Annotated in this window: 15 protein-coding genes and 1 tRNA gene; 6 read left to right on the top strand and 10 right to left on the bottom strand. The window is 46.3% G+C overall.

Annotated features, from left to right (window positions below; all coding sequences use genetic code 11):
• The first annotated feature begins 15 nt into the window (after positions 1-15).
• Positions 16-1,044: a zinc-binding dehydrogenase gene (locus BBC0122_RS05425; RefSeq protein WP_077991999.1), complete on the top strand. Its 1,029-nt coding sequence runs from the start codon at positions 16-18 to the stop codon at positions 1,042-1,044.
• Entirely contained in the window at positions 1,044-1,976 is a 933-nt protein-coding gene (locus BBC0122_RS05420; RefSeq protein WP_077991992.1) for a lipid A biosynthesis lauroyl acyltransferase, read from the top strand. Before BBC0122_RS05425 ends, BBC0122_RS05420 begins: the two co-directional genes overlap by 1 nt.
• Before the next feature lie 608 nt (positions 1,977-2,584).
• On the opposite strand, the gene BBC0122_RS05415 is transcribed toward BBC0122_RS05420, so the two are convergent.
• Complete coding sequence (locus tag BBC0122_RS05415) at positions 2,585-2,794, bottom strand: TOBE domain-containing protein (protein WP_077991991.1); 210 nt, start codon at positions 2,792-2,794, stop codon at positions 2,585-2,587.
• A 23-nt stretch (positions 2,795-2,817) separates the two neighbouring features.
• Entirely contained in the window at positions 2,818-3,825 is a 1,008-nt protein-coding gene (gene galE / locus BBC0122_RS05410; protein ID WP_077991989.1) for a UDP-glucose 4-epimerase GalE, read from the bottom strand.
• A 113-nt stretch (positions 3,826-3,938) separates the two neighbouring features.
• Here galE and mazG point away from each other — a divergent pair, with 113 nt between their 5' ends.
• Positions 3,939-4,763 carry a nucleoside triphosphate pyrophosphohydrolase gene (mazG, locus tag BBC0122_RS05405; protein WP_077991987.1) on the top strand — a complete coding sequence of 275 codons (825 nt, stop codon included), beginning with the start codon at positions 3,939-3,941 and terminating at the stop codon, positions 4,761-4,763.
• Between the two features lie 155 nt (positions 4,764-4,918).
• Here the strand turns inward: mazG and BBC0122_RS05400 are convergent, their stop codons facing one another.
• A complete protein-coding gene (locus tag BBC0122_RS05400) occupies positions 4,919-5,290 on the bottom strand; it encodes an iron-sulfur cluster assembly accessory protein (RefSeq protein WP_077991986.1) in 372 nt (123 codons plus the stop codon).
• 175 nt (positions 5,291-5,465) lie between these two features.
• Here BBC0122_RS05400 and BBC0122_RS05395 point away from each other — a divergent pair, with 175 nt between their 5' ends.
• Positions 5,466-5,864 (top strand): c-type cytochrome, encoded by a 399-nt coding sequence (locus BBC0122_RS05395; protein WP_225868156.1) that lies wholly within the window; start codon positions 5,466-5,468, stop codon positions 5,862-5,864.
• 256 nt (positions 5,865-6,120) lie between these two features.
• On the opposite strand, the gene BBC0122_RS13090 is transcribed toward BBC0122_RS05395, so the two are convergent.
• Positions 6,121-6,306, bottom strand: a complete 186-nt coding sequence (locus BBC0122_RS13090; RefSeq protein ID WP_077991984.1) for a hypothetical protein — start codon at positions 6,304-6,306, stop codon at positions 6,121-6,123.
• 171 nt (positions 6,307-6,477) lie between these two features.
• On the opposite strand from BBC0122_RS13090, the gene BBC0122_RS05385 reads away from it, so the two are divergent.
• Positions 6,478-6,554: transfer RNA gene (locus tag BBC0122_RS05385), tRNA-Pro, on the top strand.
• 310 nt (positions 6,555-6,864) lie between these two features.
• Here the strand turns inward: BBC0122_RS05385 and BBC0122_RS05380 are convergent.
• From BBC0122_RS05380 to BBC0122_RS12975, 4 genes are all read right to left on the bottom strand, one after another.
• Positions 6,865-8,319 carry a glutamate synthase subunit beta gene (locus BBC0122_RS05380; protein ID WP_077991979.1) on the bottom strand — a complete coding sequence of 485 codons (1,455 nt, stop codon included), beginning with the start codon at positions 8,317-8,319 and terminating at the stop codon, positions 6,865-6,867.
• A 47-nt stretch (positions 8,320-8,366) separates the two neighbouring features.
• Positions 8,367-13,064 carry a glutamate synthase large subunit gene (gene gltB / locus BBC0122_RS05375; RefSeq protein WP_335617826.1) on the bottom strand — a complete coding sequence of 1,566 codons (4,698 nt, stop codon included), beginning with the start codon at positions 13,062-13,064 and terminating at the stop codon, positions 8,367-8,369.
• 518 nt (positions 13,065-13,582) lie between these two features.
• Entirely contained in the window at positions 13,583-14,071 is a 489-nt protein-coding gene (locus BBC0122_RS05370; RefSeq protein ID WP_077991977.1) for an Hsp20 family protein, read from the bottom strand.
• Positions 14,059-14,208, bottom strand: a complete 150-nt coding sequence (locus BBC0122_RS12975) for a hypothetical protein (protein WP_188318087.1) — start codon at positions 14,206-14,208, stop codon at positions 14,059-14,061. The genes BBC0122_RS05370 and BBC0122_RS12975 overlap by 13 nt, the downstream gene beginning before the upstream one ends.
• 313 nt (positions 14,209-14,521) lie before the next feature.
• Here BBC0122_RS12975 and BBC0122_RS05365 point away from each other — a divergent pair, with 313 nt between their 5' ends.
• Positions 14,522-15,391: an alpha/beta hydrolase gene (locus BBC0122_RS05365; protein WP_188318086.1), complete on the top strand. Its 870-nt coding sequence runs from the start codon at positions 14,522-14,524 to the stop codon at positions 15,389-15,391.
• On the opposite strand, the gene hisN is transcribed toward BBC0122_RS05365, so the two are convergent.
• Positions 15,381-16,217 carry a histidinol-phosphatase gene (hisN, locus tag BBC0122_RS05360; protein WP_335617822.1) on the bottom strand — a complete coding sequence of 279 codons (837 nt, stop codon included), beginning with the start codon at positions 16,215-16,217 and terminating at the stop codon, positions 15,381-15,383. The genes BBC0122_RS05365 and hisN overlap by 11 nt on opposite strands.
• Before the next feature lie 155 nt (positions 16,218-16,372).
• Positions 16,373-17,251: an N-formylglutamate amidohydrolase gene (locus BBC0122_RS05355; RefSeq protein WP_077991973.1), complete on the bottom strand. Its 879-nt coding sequence runs from the start codon at positions 17,249-17,251 to the stop codon at positions 16,373-16,375.
• Positions 17,252-17,422: the final 171 nt, after the last annotated feature.

Raw genomic sequence — 17,422 nt, 5'->3', positions numbered from 1 at the left:
TAAGAAGGATTGGTCATGCGCGCATTGCAATTGCTTGACGACAAACGTCTTGAATTAACCGAAATAGCACCACCTCCGGCTCCTGGTAATGGTGAAGTTACGGTCGAGATAAAAGCGGTAGCACTCAATCATATTGATGTTTGGGGCTGGCGCGGAATGGCCTTTGCAAAGCGTAAGTTACCACTGACGATCGGTGCTGAAGCTTCCGGAATTATCCGCTCAGTCGGTGCGGGCGTCGGCAATCTTCAGGTTGGCCAGCTCGTTTCCATTTACGGGGCAAAAACTTGTGGACTTTGTAAAGCTTGTCGTGAAGGACGTGATAATCTTTGCACGCATGTAAGTGGTGTTCACGGCTTTCATATTGACGGTTTTGCCTGCGAAGCGGTGAATTTGCCTGCTCGTTTATTGGTACCGGCACCACTTGATTGCGACGAAATTGACGCAGCCGTTGCTCCCATAACATTCGGTACAGTCGAACATATGTTGTTCGACAATGCCAAACTTCAACCCGGTGAAACCATTCTGGTCCATGCTGGCGGCTCCGGTATCGGTTCTGCGGCTATCCAGTTGGCAAAGCGCATGGGCTGCACCGTCTATACGACGGTCGGCTCCGACAGCAAAATGGAAAAAGCAAAAGCTCTTGGCGCAGACGTTGTCATCAATTATCGCGATGATCGTTTTGAACATGTTGTGCGGAAATTGACCAAGAAAAAAGGCGTTGACGTGGTCTTTGAACATGTCGGTGCCGATACCTGGGCCGGTTCCATGCTTAGTCTGAAACGGGGCGGTCGTCTTGTCACCTGTGGTTCGACTTCCGGCGTCTCCACACAAATGAACCTGATGCAGCTCTTCCAACAACAATTGAAGATTTTCGGTTCTTTTGGCTGTCGCATGGAAAATATGGCCAATGCCATGCAAAAAATGGCGCAGGGCATTGTCCACCCCGTTATCGATACAATTGTTAATTTTGACGATATTGAAAAAGCACTGGAACGGATGGAAAGTCGTGAAGTGTTCGGTAAAATCATCCTGAAAATCAATTGATGCAGAAATTGCGTTTAAAGCTTATCCTTTTTCGTCTGCGGGCAAAGCTGAAAGACTGGTGGGACTGGTCTTGGGCTCATTTTGTTTCCGGATTGATGGCACTTGTCAGCCACCTGCCTGCAAAGGCCGGTATCGGCTTTTTCGCGTGGTTTGCCCGCACTGTCGGGCCGTTACTGCCGCGCCACAAAATAGCGCTGGAAAATCTGCACAAGGCATATCCTGATAAAGATCCGCAATGGATCCGCAAAACCGCCCTTGAAATGTGGGAAAATATGGGGCGTTTATTTGCCGAATATGTGTTTCTTGACAAAATTTTCGACTTCAATCCGAATGATGAAAAACCGGGCCTCGTTGAAGTTGATGGAATTGATATTTTTGTCCGGCTTCGGGACGAAAAAAAGCCGCACATATTTTTCACAGCGCACACCGGCAATTTCGAGCTTTTACCCATTTGTGCCGCAACTTTCGATCTCAATGTTACTGCGCTTTTTCGCCCCCCCAACAATCCCTATATTGCCAAACGCGTTTTAAAAGCGAGACGGACTGCAATGGGGCATCTCGTTCCCTCGAAAGCCGGTGCGGCCTGGGCACTTGCGGGCAAACTTGCCGAAGGTGAAGATGTCGGTATGCTGGTCGACCAGAAATTTCGGCGCGGTATAAAAGGGACATTTTTCGGCAGACCTGTCAGAACAAATCCGCTATTGATTAAGCTTGCACGCCAATATGATTGCGATGTCTACCCTGCCCGCTCTATCCGGCTACCCGGAGGGCGTTATCGCCTTGAGCTTTATGAGCGTTTCGACTTACCCAAGGATAATGACGGTAATATTGACGAGGTCAAAGCCGCCCAGAAACTCAATGATATTGTCGAAACCTGGGTGCGTGAATATCCCGGACAATGGATGTGGTTTCATAAACGCTGGGACGATTAAAGCCGTCAGGGATAAGCGATATATCGCCTTTCCTTTGGTTTTTTATTGTCGTGTCGGAAAGCCGCCCTTAACCTGCCGGATATTGCTGCTATTTCACAAAACCCGAAATCCTTTATGGTGACTAATAAATTTCACTCAGGCGGGTTTCATAATTTTTGTAATTTCCCGCAAACACACCATCAGAATGTTCAATGATGACCTGACATTTTATCGTGCTTCGTTTTTGTTATATCGTGCTGTGCTTTTCGTCGTTCCGACCGCAATTCAAACACACTGGCTCAACAGCGTGCCGGAACAAAAAGAATAGCCAAGCTCCGGCAAGAAAACCACGTCTTTATCAGGCTACAAACCCCCTTATCCGGAAACAAAACCGCTTGTCGTGAGACAAAAACGCTTGTCAGGAGACAAAAACGTTTGTCAGGAGGCAAAAAACGCTTGTCAGTAGACAAGGCCGATGACAGCTTCACTACGGGCAAACACAGCCATTTGCCGCTATGAAACCCGCCCGATTTTCCGGATGAAAGCTGATAACCGGAAACTTTTTTAAAGTAAAACGGGCGAGCCGAGAGCGTTACATGTGACGGGCTGACGAGTGAAAATAAACCGGCTCAGTCAGCAATAGCGACCATGACATCGGAAGATTTTATAACAGCAGCGGCTTGTTCACCTTCCTTCAACTGTAGATCATCAACCGCTTCGTTGGTGATGGAGGCTGTTACAATTGCGCCACCAATATCAATCTGGACATGGGCGGTTGTAGCACCCTTTTTGATGGCTACAATCTTACCCTTCAATATATTACGTGCACTAATTTTCATGATATTTCCTTCTTAATGAAACCCTATTTATAACCATCTGGGTTCTTGACCTGAAAATTCCACATATCGGTGCACATTTTTTCCAAATCTTTTTCGGCACGCCAATGAAGCTTTTCAAATGCGGTTGATGGATTGGCAAAAAATTCCCCGATATCACCGGGGCGTCTTGGCCCGACTTCATATTTTATTTTCCTGTTGGATATATGTTCAAATGCCTTGATAACATCCATCACGCTATAGCCGCGCCCACGCCCAAGGTTGATGACATCGCAACCGGGATGTTCCAAGGTTTTCAAGGCTCGTAAATGCCCCTCTGCCAAGTCACTCACATGAATATAATCACGCACTCCGGTTCCATCTTCGGTATCATAATCATTCCCCCAGATCATCACTTTATCGCGTCTTCCGGATGCAGCCTGAGCAATAATCGGCATAAGATTATTGGGTGTTCCTTTAGGATCTTCACCAATCAATCCGCTCTCGTCGGCGCCGACGGGATTAAAATAACGCAGAATCGAAAATGCCCATGTCGGATCACTCGCGTAAAAGTCACGCAACATATTCTCGACTGTCAATTTCGTGCGACCATAAACGCTTACAGGATTGAGGGGATGTTTTTCATCGTAAGGGAGATATTTCGGAACACCATAAACAGTAGCAGTCGAAGAAAAAACCAATTTCTTGACGCCGGTTGATTTCATGGCTTGCAATAGCCTTAAACTGCCAACAACATTGCAATCGTAATAGAGGTCAGGTTTTTTTTCCGATTCGGCAACCGATTTTAGCCCTGCGAAATGCATAACAGCGTCACACTTATGATGCTCCAGAACATATTCAACAAAGCTTCGATCCCTTATATCGCCAGACTCATTGATCGGAGCACGTCCGGTAATTTTTTCTATCCTGCGCAATACTTCAGGATGACTGTTGCCGAAATTATCCAGAATAACGACGCGATAGCCTGCCTTCATAAGTGCGACACAACAATGCGACCCAATGTAACCCGCTCCACCAGTTACCAGAATATTCATAATAAAACCCGTAAAACACAACAGATGTGACTTTTATGAAAGAATTCTCTATCACTGACAAGCCGCAACAAGGAATATTTTAGAACGCTTTTTAACTTCCGAAGGATAATAAAATGGAACCTTCCAAAAATATAAACCGGCTCATCGAAATCATGAAGTCTTTACGTGATCCTGAAACCGGTTGTCCTTGGGACAAAGAACAGAACTTGAAAACTATCGTTCCTTATACAATCGAGGAAGTTTACGAGGTCGCTGACGCTATTGAACGCGACGATAAATATGATCTTTGCGAGGAATTGGGCGATCTGCTTTTGCAGGTCGTTTATTATGCCCGAATAGCGGAAGAAGAAGGAAGTTTCGACTTTGGTGATGTCGTTTACGCAATCACAAAAAAGATGATACGCCGTCACCCGCACGTTTTCGGAACAGCCGAACAAAAAGAGCGCGGACTTATCAAAGGGGAATGGGAACGTATAAAAAAAGAAGAAAAAGCCGAAAGACTGGAGAAGCGCAACAAGGCAGGTCTTCCCGATGACACTAAAAAAGGCTACCTCGCAACCGTAAAAACAGCTCAACCGCCGGAAAAGGAAGCCATTGCTTTACAAGAAAGAGCAGCACAAACCGGATTTGACTGGGTAAGACCGGAGCCTGTTTTTGAAAAAATTGACGAGGAATTATCAGAACTCGAAGAAGCGCTGCAAACGGGCGAGAAAAAAAATATTGAAGACGAATTTGGTGATGTCTATTTCACCGTTCTCAATCTGGCACGAACGCTCGACATTTCACCGGAAAATGCTTTGAAAAAAGCCAACAAAAAATTCCGTTATCGTTTCAATTTTATTGAAAACGCATTGGCAAAACAAAATAAAACCTTGTCAGACGCGAACCTCGAAGAGATGGAGAAATTTTGGAACGAAGCCAAACTTGTAAAGCAGTGAACGCCTGATTGTGTGATCGGGAAAAGAACACCTTTCGTGTGAAACTGAAGGAATTAGAACCGGCAACCGGCAATCAACAAGCTTGAACAGCGACACCACTTGGCGGGCGGTGATAACCGAATAACACCTGATAATTCAGGTTATTATTATTCGGGTTATTTCTGCGCCATCTCCAGATCGGCTTGGGCGACAGGCCGAATTTCCACTGATAGGCCACAACCGCAAGCAGATGTCTGATTGGGGTTATTGAAAACAAAACCCGTGTGCAAAGTCGTTTTCTCGAAATCTATCTGTGTTCCAAGAAGAAACAGCGTCGCTTCGCGGGATACAAAAACACGAGCACCATCATCCTCTGCGAGATCGGCATTTTCAACAGCCGATTCGGCAAGATCAACGGTGTATTCCATGCCCGCACAACCACCTTTTTTTACGCCGACGACAATTCCATATGCATTATTGTCATGCATAATATCTTTGATGCGCTCCTTGGCAGCATCTGTCATGGTGATTACTGAAAATCCGGCCATAGAATGGATAACTCCTTTAAAATCATTGCTGCTAATCTGGTGTCTTAAACGTTTTCCGTCAAGGTATAGTTCTACTTTGATGCGAAACTGAACGAATGTTAGAATACCAAAAAACCGAAATTGGTGCTAATCACTAATGGGTTCAAATTGCTTCAGCTGAAATCTGATTGTTCCAATGCATCATTTTACTATTTTCTGTTTCACAATTATTGCTTTTGCCAACATCATTACGGGAACACATGCTGCCGACATAGAAAACGGCAAAATTGTTTTTAAACGATGTGCCGCCTGCCATAATGCCGACAAACCCGATAATCGTATTGGTCCGACGCTGCAAGGCATCATAGGCCGCAAAGCGGGATCGCTGGAAGGTTACCGTTATTCTCCCGCAATGATAAATGCCGGCCGGAATGGTCTTGTCTGGAATAGAGAAACACTCATAACCTATCTTCATAATCCGCAAGGAATGGTGAAGGGAACCCGCATGGCGTCAATCCGCCTCAATGATGATTCGGATATTGATGACCTTATTGCATATCTCGAATCTGTTTTGCCGCGTCAAAATGAAAAATAAAAAACGTGACGAAAATCCGGTATAATAGATTAGCTGTTCAGTAGGTTACGGAAAGTCGCTTACGAAAAATCGGGCAACCGTCACTTAAAGCTAAAGAACCATTCGACCAGCAAAAACAGAGTAGCCAAACTGACTTTTCAACCGGAAAATCCCCTGTTTATCAAAATTTTATACGGTTTCCGGCCAACAAACCGGAACTGGAATTATAGGGATTAGACTTTTTGAAGTGCTAATTCAAAATTTTAAAAATTTCCCTTTACTGAAACTCCCTTTTGCCCCCCTTTTTTAGCAGCGCCCCATTTTGCCAGAACTCCCCATTGTCGGCAACACGTCTGGCAGCCTCGCTTGCCGCCCCCCCCGTTGCCAAAAACATTCTATCACCCGACATAGCTCCAATAATGCGATCAACGAAGTTAACGGCAAGCCCGCGTTCGCAAGCCAAGAGCTTTCAATCATAAAATTCCACAGGCTCGATAGCTCGTGTTCCGGCCAGTTTTGCGGCTAATTTAACCCTCAATAATGAATTGAAATCGTGTTTTTCCCGATTTTGATATTTTTTAAGAATTTTTCACTTGCCTTTATAACGCTAGTATTTTAGGCCATCTTCACGGCTCGGAGCGTAGCGCAGTCCGGTAGCGCACTTGACTGGGGGTCAAGGGGTCGTGGGTTCGAATCCCGCCGCTCCGACCATTCTTTTTCCAAGATATTGGTCGTTGTTCTGACAGATAGAATCGTTTTCGATTGCTCGCCGTAAAACGGTGCTGCAGATGCAAAATTCATTATTCTTTCTTTATTTCAATCAGTTTCTGATATGCGCATGAAACAATTGTAGCACCCGCGTGGCCGACCACATATAACTCCGGTCAGGTCAATCCCGTGACTCAGGTGTAGTCGAGTAAACAAAAACTTCCATTGAAATTTTCAATATAAAAAGGCTCCGGAATTTCCGGAGCCTCGAAGCACTTCATATATCGCGGCTAGCCCGCTCTTTGTCGTCGATTTAACGAGGCAGCAATGTCTCTCCCATCAAGAATTCATCAATGGCACGGGCAGCCTGACGCCCTTCCCTGATCGCCCAGACAACAAGTGACTGGCCACGTCTGACATCGCCCGCAGCAAAAAATTTATCGATACTGGTTTTATAATTATTCGTATCAGCCAGAACCGAGTGCGCACCCCGACGGTCGACTTTCAGCTTCAAACGGTCTCCCAATTCACTGCAGACGCCTGCTTCAAACGGTCCGGCAAAACCGATAGCAATAAATGCAAGATCGGCACGAATAAAAAATTCGGTACCGGCTATCGGCTTGCGGTGCTCGTCGACATGACAGCATTTTACATGGGTCAACTCGCCGTTTTCTGCAATAAATTCAAGCGTAGCAATCTGAAACTCGCGCTCGGCCCCTTCTGCCTGACTTGTCGATGTGCGCATTTTTGTTGCCCAATATGGCCAAACACTGAGCTTGTCTTCTTTTTCCGGAGGTTGCGGGCGAATATCAAGCTGGGTTACTTTAACCGCACCCTGACGGAAGGCCGTTCCCACACAATCGGATGCCGTGTCACCACCGCCAACAACAACGACATGCTTTCCGTCGGCAGTAATAGACGGTGAAGGCCAACCGACCGATTCAATATTTTCACGACCGACCCGTTTATTTTGCTGCACAAGATAGCACATAGCATCATGTACACCATGAAAATGAACGCCGGGTATGTCAATTTTGCGCGGAGTCTCGGAACCACCGCAATAAAGCACGGCATCATATTCGTTTAACAGATCGTCGACAGCCTTATCCACGCCAATATTGACACCGCAGTAAAAAGTGACGCCCTCACCTTCCAATTGCTCGACACGGCGGTCGATGTGATGTTTTTCCAACTTGAAATCGGGAATACCGTAACGCAACAGCCCACCGGGGCGGCTTTCCCTTTCGTAAACGTCGACCATATGGCCGGCACGGGCAAGTTGTTGTGCAGCAGCCAAACCTGATGGTCCCGATCCGATAATCGCAACCCTCTTTCCCGTTTTTGATTCATTGGGGCGTGGCGCAAAAAAACCGAGTGCAAAAGCTTTGTCTGCCAGTGTTTGCTCGATTGTTTTGATGGTGACCGGCATATCCTCAAGGTTGAGCGTGCATGCTTCCTCACAAGGTGCCGGACAAACGCGACCTGTAAATTCAGGAAAATTGTTGGTGGACAAAAGATTGCTGATCGCTTCTTTCCAATTCCCCTTATAAACGAGGTCGTTCCAATCGGGTATCTGGTTATTGACCGGACACCCTGTCGAACCGTGACAAAAAGGAATTCCGCAATCCATACAACGTGCAGCCTGTTTTTGCACCTCTGCCTCGGACATCGGAATTGTAAATTCACGAAAATGACGGATGCGATCAGAAGCTGGTTGATACTTCTGCGATTGGCGATCTATTTCAAGAAAACCGGTTACTTTACCCATTTGTTGTTTCCGTATCTGACTTTTGAACGATGTATCCGGACTGCCGATTATTCGGCAGCCGTTTCCATACGCATCTGTTCCATTTCTTCCAAAGCGCGGCGATATTCGACCGGCATGATTTTGACGAATTTCGGGCGATATTGATCCCAATTATCAAGGATCTCTTTTGCCCTTTCAGAGCCTGTATAGTGAAGATGATTGGCAATCATCTGCGCCAGCCGTTCTTCATCGTGGTGGGTCATATTGGCCGATACGTCGACACGGCCTTTATGCATAAGGTCACCACCATGATGGTGAAGTTTTTCAAGCATATCGTCTTCTTCGGGAACCGGCTCAAGTTCGACCATAGCCATATTGCATCTTTGTGCAAAATCGCCTGCCTCATCAAGCACATAGGCAACACCGCCCGACATACCTGCTGCAAAGTTGCGTCCGGTTTTGCCGATCACCACAACAATGCCACCGGTCATATATTCACAACCGTGGTCGCCGACGCCTTCAACAACCGCAGCCACGCCGGAATTGCGTACAGCAAAACGCTCTCCCGCAACGCCACGGAAATAGCATTCACCTTCAATGCCGCCATAAAGCACGGTGTTACCAACGATGATCGAATCTTCGGCGACAACATTGCTATCTTCCGGAGGACGAACAATTATCCTGCCGCCAGAAAGACCCTTGCCGACATAATCGTTACCGTCACCAATGAGATCGAAGGTTATCCCCTTGGCAAGAAACGCACCGAAAGATTGACCGGCTGTGCCTTTGAAGTGGATGTTGATTGTATTGTCGGGCAAACCTTTATGGCGGAAATGCCGCACAACTTCTCCCGACAACATCGCACCAACCGATCTGTCAACATTGCGTACCAATGTCTCGAATTCGACAGGCTTTTTATCATTCAAAGCGGCCTGTGCTTTCTCGATAAGCTTGCGATCGAGAATATCTTCAATCGGATGATGTTGACGTTCAGTGTGCCTTATCTGCTTCTTCTCGGCATCCGGTTTATAGAATATCCGGCTGAAATCGAGCCCCTTTGCCTTCCAATGGTCGATTGCCGGCTGTTTATCCAAAAAATCCGACTGACCGATAATATCATCAAGCTTTTTGAAGCCCATATGTGCCAGAATAGCGCGCACTTCCTCAGCAAGATAGAAGAAGAAGTTGATAACGTGTTCAGGCGTTCCTTTGAAACGCTTGCGCAATACAGGATCCTGCGTCGCAACGCCGGTCGGGCATGTGTTAAGATGGCATTTCCGCATCATGACACAGCCTGCCGCAATCAGCGGAGCTGTTGCAAAGCCGAATTCATCTGCCCCCAGAAGTGCGCCTACAATAACGTCACGACCGGTGCGCAAACCGCCATCGACCTGCAATGCCACACGCGAACGCAAACCGTTAAGTACCAGGGTTTGCTGGGTTTCGGCGAGCCCCATTTCCCAAGAAGAACCGGCGTTTCTGACCGATGTCAATGGAGCTGCCCCCGTACCGCCATCATAACCCGATATGGTGATATGATCCGCACGTGCTTTTGCAACGCCAGCAGCGACTGTTCCAACACCAACCTCGGAGACGAGTTTGACAGAAATGTCAGCGTATTCATTAACATTTTTCAAATCGAAAATCAGTTGTGCCAGATCTTCAATCGAGTAAATGTCATGGTGAGGGGGCGGTGAAATCAGGCCGACACCTTGCGTCGAGTGACGGGTCTTGGCAATTGTTGCGTCAACTTTATGTCCCGGCAATTGTCCGCCTTCTCCGGGCTTTGCACCCTGAGCCACTTTAATCTGGATGACATCTGCATTCACCAGATATTCGGCAGTAACACCGAAACGCCCCGACGCTACCTGTTTGATAGAGGAACGTTCAGGATTTTGTGTGCCATCAGGCAAGGGATAGAGGCGATCGGGTTCCTCTCCACCTTCACCGGTATTGGATTTTCCGCCAATTTTATTCATGGCGCGAGCCAATGTGGTATGAGCTTCACGAGAGATAGAGCCAAAAGACATAGCGCCCGTTGAAAAACGCTTTACAATTTCGGATGCCGGTTCGACATCCTCGATAGCAACCGGTTTAGCACCACGTTCCTCGGCACTTTTGATCTTGAAGAGACCACGTATCGTCTTGGCGCGCGCTGTTTCACCATTGATACGTTGTGAATAAGCCGTAAACAGTGCCGGATTGGATGTGCGAACAGAATGCTGCAAGCTTGCCACCGCATCCGGTGTCCAGATATGTGTTTCACCGCGAATACGATAGGCATATTCACCACCGACATCCAGAGAGTTGAGAAGAACAGGATCATTGCTGAACGCCGACGTATGCCGTCTTACCGTTTCGGTTGCAATCTGATCGAGATCAACACCTTCGATTGTTGTGGCTGTTCCCGTAAAGAAACGGTCTACAAAAGACTGCTTCAGACCGACCGCATCGAAAATTTGCGCTCCACAATAGGACTGATAAGTCGAAATGCCCATCTTGGACATAACCTTGAGCATGCCTTTACCGATCGACTTGATGTAACGATAAATAACTTCATGCTCTTCGACTTCCTTCGGAAACTCGCCGCGCTCGAACATATCAATCAAAGTATCAAATGCGAGATAGGGGTTGATTGCTTCCGCGCCATAACCGGCAAGACAACAAAAATGGTGGATTTCACGCGGTTCACCGGTTTCGACAACCAAGCCGACGGAAGTGCGCAACCCTTTTCTGATCAAGTGATGGTGCACGGCAGCCGTTGCAAGCAATGCCGGTATCGGTATGCGATCCGGTCCAATCTGGCGATCGGAGAGGATGATAATATTGTAACCGCCATGAACTGCAGCCTCGGCGCGCTCGCAAAGCCGCTCGACCGCACCTTCAAGACCGGCTGCGCCTTCCTGTACAGAATAGGTAATATCGATTGTCTTGGTATCAAAATGATCTTCCGTCTGGCCAATCGCTCTGATTTTCTCAAGATCACCATTGGTCAAAATCGGTTGGCGAACTTCCAGTCTCTTCCTACGGGATGTTCCGATCAAATCGAATATATTCGGCCGCGGACCGATAAATGAAACCAAACTCATCACCAGTTCTTCACGTATCGGGTCAATCGGGGGGTTCGTTACCTGCGCAAAATTCTGCTTGAAATAGGTGTAAAGCAATTTCGACTTGTCGGACATTGCCGAAATCGGCGTATCAACACCCATCGAACCAACCGGCTCCTGTCCGGTTGTTGCCATTGGAGAAAGCAGAAATTTCTTGTCTTCCTGCGTATAACCGAACGCCTGCTGACGGTCGAGGAGCGAAACATCCTTGCGCAGTGATCGAGGTTCGACCGGAGCCAGATCTTCCAGAATAAGTTGGGTATTATCAAGCCATTTGCGATAAGGATGTTTGGAAGCAATTTCCGACTTTATTTCTTCATCAGAAACAATGCGCCCTTCTTCGAGGTTGATAAGCAGCATTTTTCCCGGCTGCAAACGCCATTTGCGAACAATGTGCTTTTCCTCCACCGGAATAACACCGGCTTCGGAAGCCATAATGACATAATCATCATCTGTGACAATATAACGTGCAGGACGCAAACCGTTACGGTCAAGGGTAGCACCAATCTGGCGGCCATCTGTGAACGCTATTGCGGCAGGTCCATCCCATGGTTCCATCAGCGCTGCATGATATTCGTAAAACGAGCGTCTTTCGACACTCATCAGACTATTGCCCGCCCATGCTTCCGGAATAAGCATCATCATTGCATGTGGAAGCGAATATCCACCCTGACAGAGAAATTCCAAAGCATTGTCGAAACACGCAGTATCCGACTGGCCTTCATAAGAGATAGGCCAGAGCTTGGAAATATCGTTACCGAAAAGTTCCGAGTCGACCGAAGCCTGACGGGCAGCCATCCAGTTCACATTTCCCCTCAACGTATTGATTTCACCGTTATGGGCAATCATACGGTAAGGGTGGGCAAGCTTCCATGATGGAAACGTGTTGGTTGAAAAGCGTTGGTGAACAAGCGCCAAAGCACTTTCAAAACGCTCGTCCTGCAAGTCTTTATAATAAGCACCGACCTGAAAAGCCAGGAACATGCCTTTATAGATAACCGTGCGCGATGACAAACAAACAACATAAAAACCGTTATCCCTGCCACCGGTTTCATGGAAAATACGGTTTGATATGACTTTACGTAATACAAAAAGACGACGTTCAAAATCATCATCCGACTTGATCGACGGATCACGAGCGATAAAAACCTGCCGGTGAACAGGTTCGGTTGCAACAATCGCCGGAGCCTTGGAAAGCGAAGAATTATCAACCGGCACATCGCGAAACGCTATAAAATGCTGCCCTTCGGAAGCAATCACTTCCTTGACGATCTGTTCGATATGGGCGCGCATGGCTTCGTCACGCGGCATAAAAATATGTCCGACAGCATATTGGCCGGCCTTCGGTAATTCTACACCCTGTTCAGCCATAACTTCGCGAAAAAAACGATCCGGTATCTGTACCAATATACCGGCACCATCGCCGACTAGCGGATCAGCCCCGACAGCGCCGCGATGGGTCAGATTTTCGAGCATGAAAAGCCCGTCTTCGATGATTTTATGCGACTTTACATTTTTTAACTGGGCAATAAATCCAACGCCACAGGCATCATGCTCATTGCGGGAATTATACAACCCCTGCGCAGCAGGAAGTCCATAAGCGGCCGTAGCACCCCCACTCGATAATGATGACGTTATCGACCCCTTTTGAGTAATATTATTACCTGAAGTAACGCTATCCGACATTTAGAAAGCCCTTTTTCCGAAAACCGATCCAGAAATTATGACAGAAAATTGCTGATCCATTCTGCAAAAACTGTGAATGGCACTGCATAATCTCTCTTTTTTAAAGCTATGTCAGAAAGGTTCTAAGTTTTCAACTGGCAAATGTTAAAATTGAAATTTTATTTCAATAATTTTAGTTATTTTTTATTTTTATTGTTTTAAAAGTGGTTTTTAATTCATATTATTTTTTAAGCGTTTTTTTAGACGGTGATAATAACAAAATTCCGGAAGTTCGCCCCGGTTTTATCCGGACTCCTTCTCTTCCGGCATGGTGCTGCAACGGGCCGATACATGAAGAAACATTATACACATCCTCATACCCGATAAATCTGTTTCGGAGATTGTTCGGGACATTTTCTAACTGTCCTCTCAAAATGGCAGAAATAAAAAAGGCGTGCCCCATGTTAAACACATGGGACACGCCCTTAAAGAACAAAGTTCAAGAATAATTATTCAGCAGCTTCAACTTGAATATCATGTTTTTGTGCACGTTTATTGCTATTGGAAGCTTTCGGCGTTTCAACCGTAATTTTACGTGGCTTCATCTCTTCGGGAATTTCCCGTTTCAATTCGATATGAAGCAAGCCGTTTTGAAGTTGCGCACCAACCACTTCAACATGATCGGCCAATTGGAAACGCCGTTCAAAGGACCGCGATGCTATTCCGCGATAGAGGAAATCGCCTTCGTCATTTTCTTCCTCATGCGATTTCTCGCCCTTGACAGTGAGTTGATGACTTTGTGCTTCAATATCAATTTCATCTTCGGAGAAACCGGCAACAGCCATAGAAATCCGATAAGAATTCTCGCTCAACCGTTCAATATTATAAGGCGGATAAGTCTGAACGCTTTCCGGCTGGGTCATTGTATCAAACATATTGAACAAACGATCAAAACCGACAGTTGAACGATATAATGGTGAAAAGTCTACTTGACGCATAATAATTGCCCTCCTTCAGAGCGACGATTTGTTTGGTTATCACGATCTCCAAAAAGGCAGATCAATATAACCAGCGACCCCGTATCGGCGATCGCATTAATGATGTGGTTATCCGTTAGCCGACTTTCAAGTGCCATTATTTGTCCTGTTAATTTTTTTCAGAGAAAATGTTGAAAAAATCTCGTAACTATAAGCTGTTACTGAAAAATTCCGCGATCAGGTCGGGCTTATCGAAGTGTGGGTTCATGGAGCTTCAAATTCCGCACGTCAATCCACGTCTTCGGCAGGCAATTGCAACGGCAACCGGATATTTCCGGCAAACAAGAAATGCTTTTTTAAATTTTGCGGAATAGATAATTGTTGTTCGTCAATGACCAGCAAAGAAAGATGCGATAATTGCCTGCCTGCCTTTTGAAAAATGAAATGCCGATGCCGCTCCTGCATACTTCTATGCTTGAGACGTCGGATAACAGACAATTACGAGTTATCAAATATACGAGAAAATCCGGCTATCAAAAAGGTACGGTTATTTTCCTGCAAGGCGTAGCCGACAATGTTGCAAGATATAAAGAACTGTTTTCAAAGCTTGGCGAGCGTGGTTTTTCCTATGCGTCATTCGACTGGTACGGGCAAGGCGGTTCTCTGCCGCCGAATAAAGGCAAACATGAAAATTTCCGACACAGATTCGACATTAACCGGCATATAGGTGACCTTGATGAATTCCTCCATCGAATTGTTTATACCGACTGCCCGCCTCCTTATTATTTTCTCTGCTATGAAACGGGATGTCTCATCGCTATCTCGGCGATTGATGTCATTAACAATCAGTGCGACCGCCTCATCGGTATTTCACCCCTTTTTAGCCCGTTAGGCTATAGAATCGGCGGCATTCATTACAAAATCAACAAAACACTGAGCGATTTCGGTTTGGGCAGGATGAAATTGAAACAAAGCGCATGTCTGGTTCGTAAATCCTGCTCCCCTTTAACCGCTGGATCGGATTATAATGAAGAAAAGCAGACCCCGCTGCTTGACAGGCACTGGTTGGCAGACATCTTTGAAACGGCTGCTTACGCAAAACAACGTTTACAAAAAAACGACCAGCGCTTTCCGGCATTGTTTGTGACCAGCCATAATGACAGCCTGGCTAGCGCATCTGAGGTGCGCAGATTTTGTCATGATGTCAGGCTTGCAGATACAATCACACTATCGGGAGCAAGCCACGACCTATTTCACGCAAGTGATTGGCACAAAAAACAATTCTGGGCTTTATTCGATGCTTTTATACCGGGCACCAATGCTTACGATATTACCCGTTGAGGATAGATGACGCTGCATCGAACAATTCCGGCGTTGAAGCTGCAATAATATTTCCGGCTTCTTCCGCACCACCACCGTTCCACTGCCTGATAACGCCGCCTGCCTGCTCGACAATAGGTATGAGCGCCATAATGTCATATGGCTCCAGCCCTGTTTCCACTACCAGATCGACAAAACCGCAAGCAAGCATAGCAAAGGCATAACAATCCGAACTGTAACGCGTTAAGCGGACTTTCTTTACCAGCTTTTCAAAACGTGTTTTTGATTCACCTTCAAACAGCTCCGGAGCGGTTGTAAACATTGTGGCTTTATCAAGTGTTTTACAGTCGCTGACGGCCAGTTTACGATGGCTACCATCAAGCAGCGTATTCAGATAAGCTCCCTTGCCACAGCTATAATATATTTCACGGGTGAAAGGTTGAGCCATCATGCCGGCAACTGCTTTTCCACTTTTCATGAGGCCGACGAGACTTCCCCAAATTGGCATTCCGGTAATAAAAGAGCGCGTTCCGTCAATCGGATCAATGACCCAGACATTATCATTCAGTCCTTTCAAGGTGGGAAATTCCTCTCCCAATATTCCATCATCCGGACGTTCCTGATGAATAAATTCCCGTAAAGCGATTTCGGTTTTGCGATCGGCAATTGTAACCGGATCAAACCCCTCTTTATCCTTATTGTCTATCGACAGCGAATGCCGAAAAAAGGGAAGCGATGTATCGGCAGCGATTTGCGCAAGTTTTTCAAAGAAATCAAATCCTGGAAGATTGGTCATCATCTGCTCCCGATCACTTGTATTACGGTCATTACGGCACGGATTAGACAAAAAGTTTTAACCGGCTTTGTCGGAAAACTCAATGTCGGGCATTACATTTCCGATTGCGCGTGAATTTCCACCTGCGATATTCTTATCCCGACAATTTTTCTATATTATTCAACCGTTCGACCGATTTGAAAATCTGTCTCAAATTTAAAAAATAATTATTCTGCCGCCACTTTCGTGGTCATGAAATGACCTTCGGGAAAGGCCATAATATCCGAAGCAAGCCCCGTGAGGTCATTTTGCAGGACCGGAAAATTATGATTGGGTTCCAACGTAATTTCATCCAGATAAAGGCTTCTATTAATTTCTATTTGAAGAGCATGAATATTTTCGCAAGGTCGACCGTAATTTGCGGTGATGAAACCTCCGGAATAAGGCCGATTGAGAGCGACATTATAACCCTTTTGCTCCAATCTATCAGTTACATATTCAACGAAAGCATTCGCACAGGATTGGCCATATTGATCGCCCAGAATAAAATCGGGTTGTTGACCGCCATTAAAAAATCTCAGTTTTCCCGGCATTGAATGACAGTCGATAAGAACTGCAAATCCGAAACGTTCTCGCATCTCGTCAAGTTTCCTTGCGAGATGTTCATGATAAGGTACATAAAGCCCGTTGATACGCTCCAAAGCATCGCTCAAGTGAATACGCCCGTCATAAATCGGAACGCCAGTTGCAACAATCCTCGGTATGATTCCCAAGCCCGCAAGAACACGTGTCGAAGGCTTGGGAACATCTTCCGGCAATGGCTCGAAAAACATGTCGCCATCAAGTTCATCGCGCTCGCGATTGACATCCAGAAAGGAGCGCGGGAAATTTGCCGCCATGAGAGCTGCACCAAGCTCGACGACATTGCGGAAGAGAAGATCGACAAAACAATCTTCCGATATGCGGATTGTAAAATTGTCCAGACTCGACTGCTTTAAAAAGCTCTTGGGGTAAACACGCCCCGAATGGGGCGAGTTGAAGAGAAACGGAACTCTGAGTTCAGCCGGTTCAAAATATTGGAACGCTGCAACACCATCTAAATCCATTTCCAAAACCTGCAATCAATGTCTTTTTCAATAAAAACCGTAAACCGAATGCACCTTCATTCGCAACCGCGAATTAACCATTATGAGAAACAAAGTTGCACCGACAGCCTTTATCGCTTTTTTTACGAACCTAATTTATTGTATGAATACGAAAGAGATAAGCATCCAATT

The sequence above is a fragment of the Ditibartonella choladocola genome (assembly GCF_002007565.1).
Lineage (GTDB): Bacteria > Pseudomonadota > Alphaproteobacteria > Rhizobiales > Rhizobiaceae > Bartonella > Bartonella choladocola.
The sequence above is the reverse complement of the archived record's forward strand: the minus strand, read 5'-3'. Positions and strand labels throughout refer to the sequence as shown.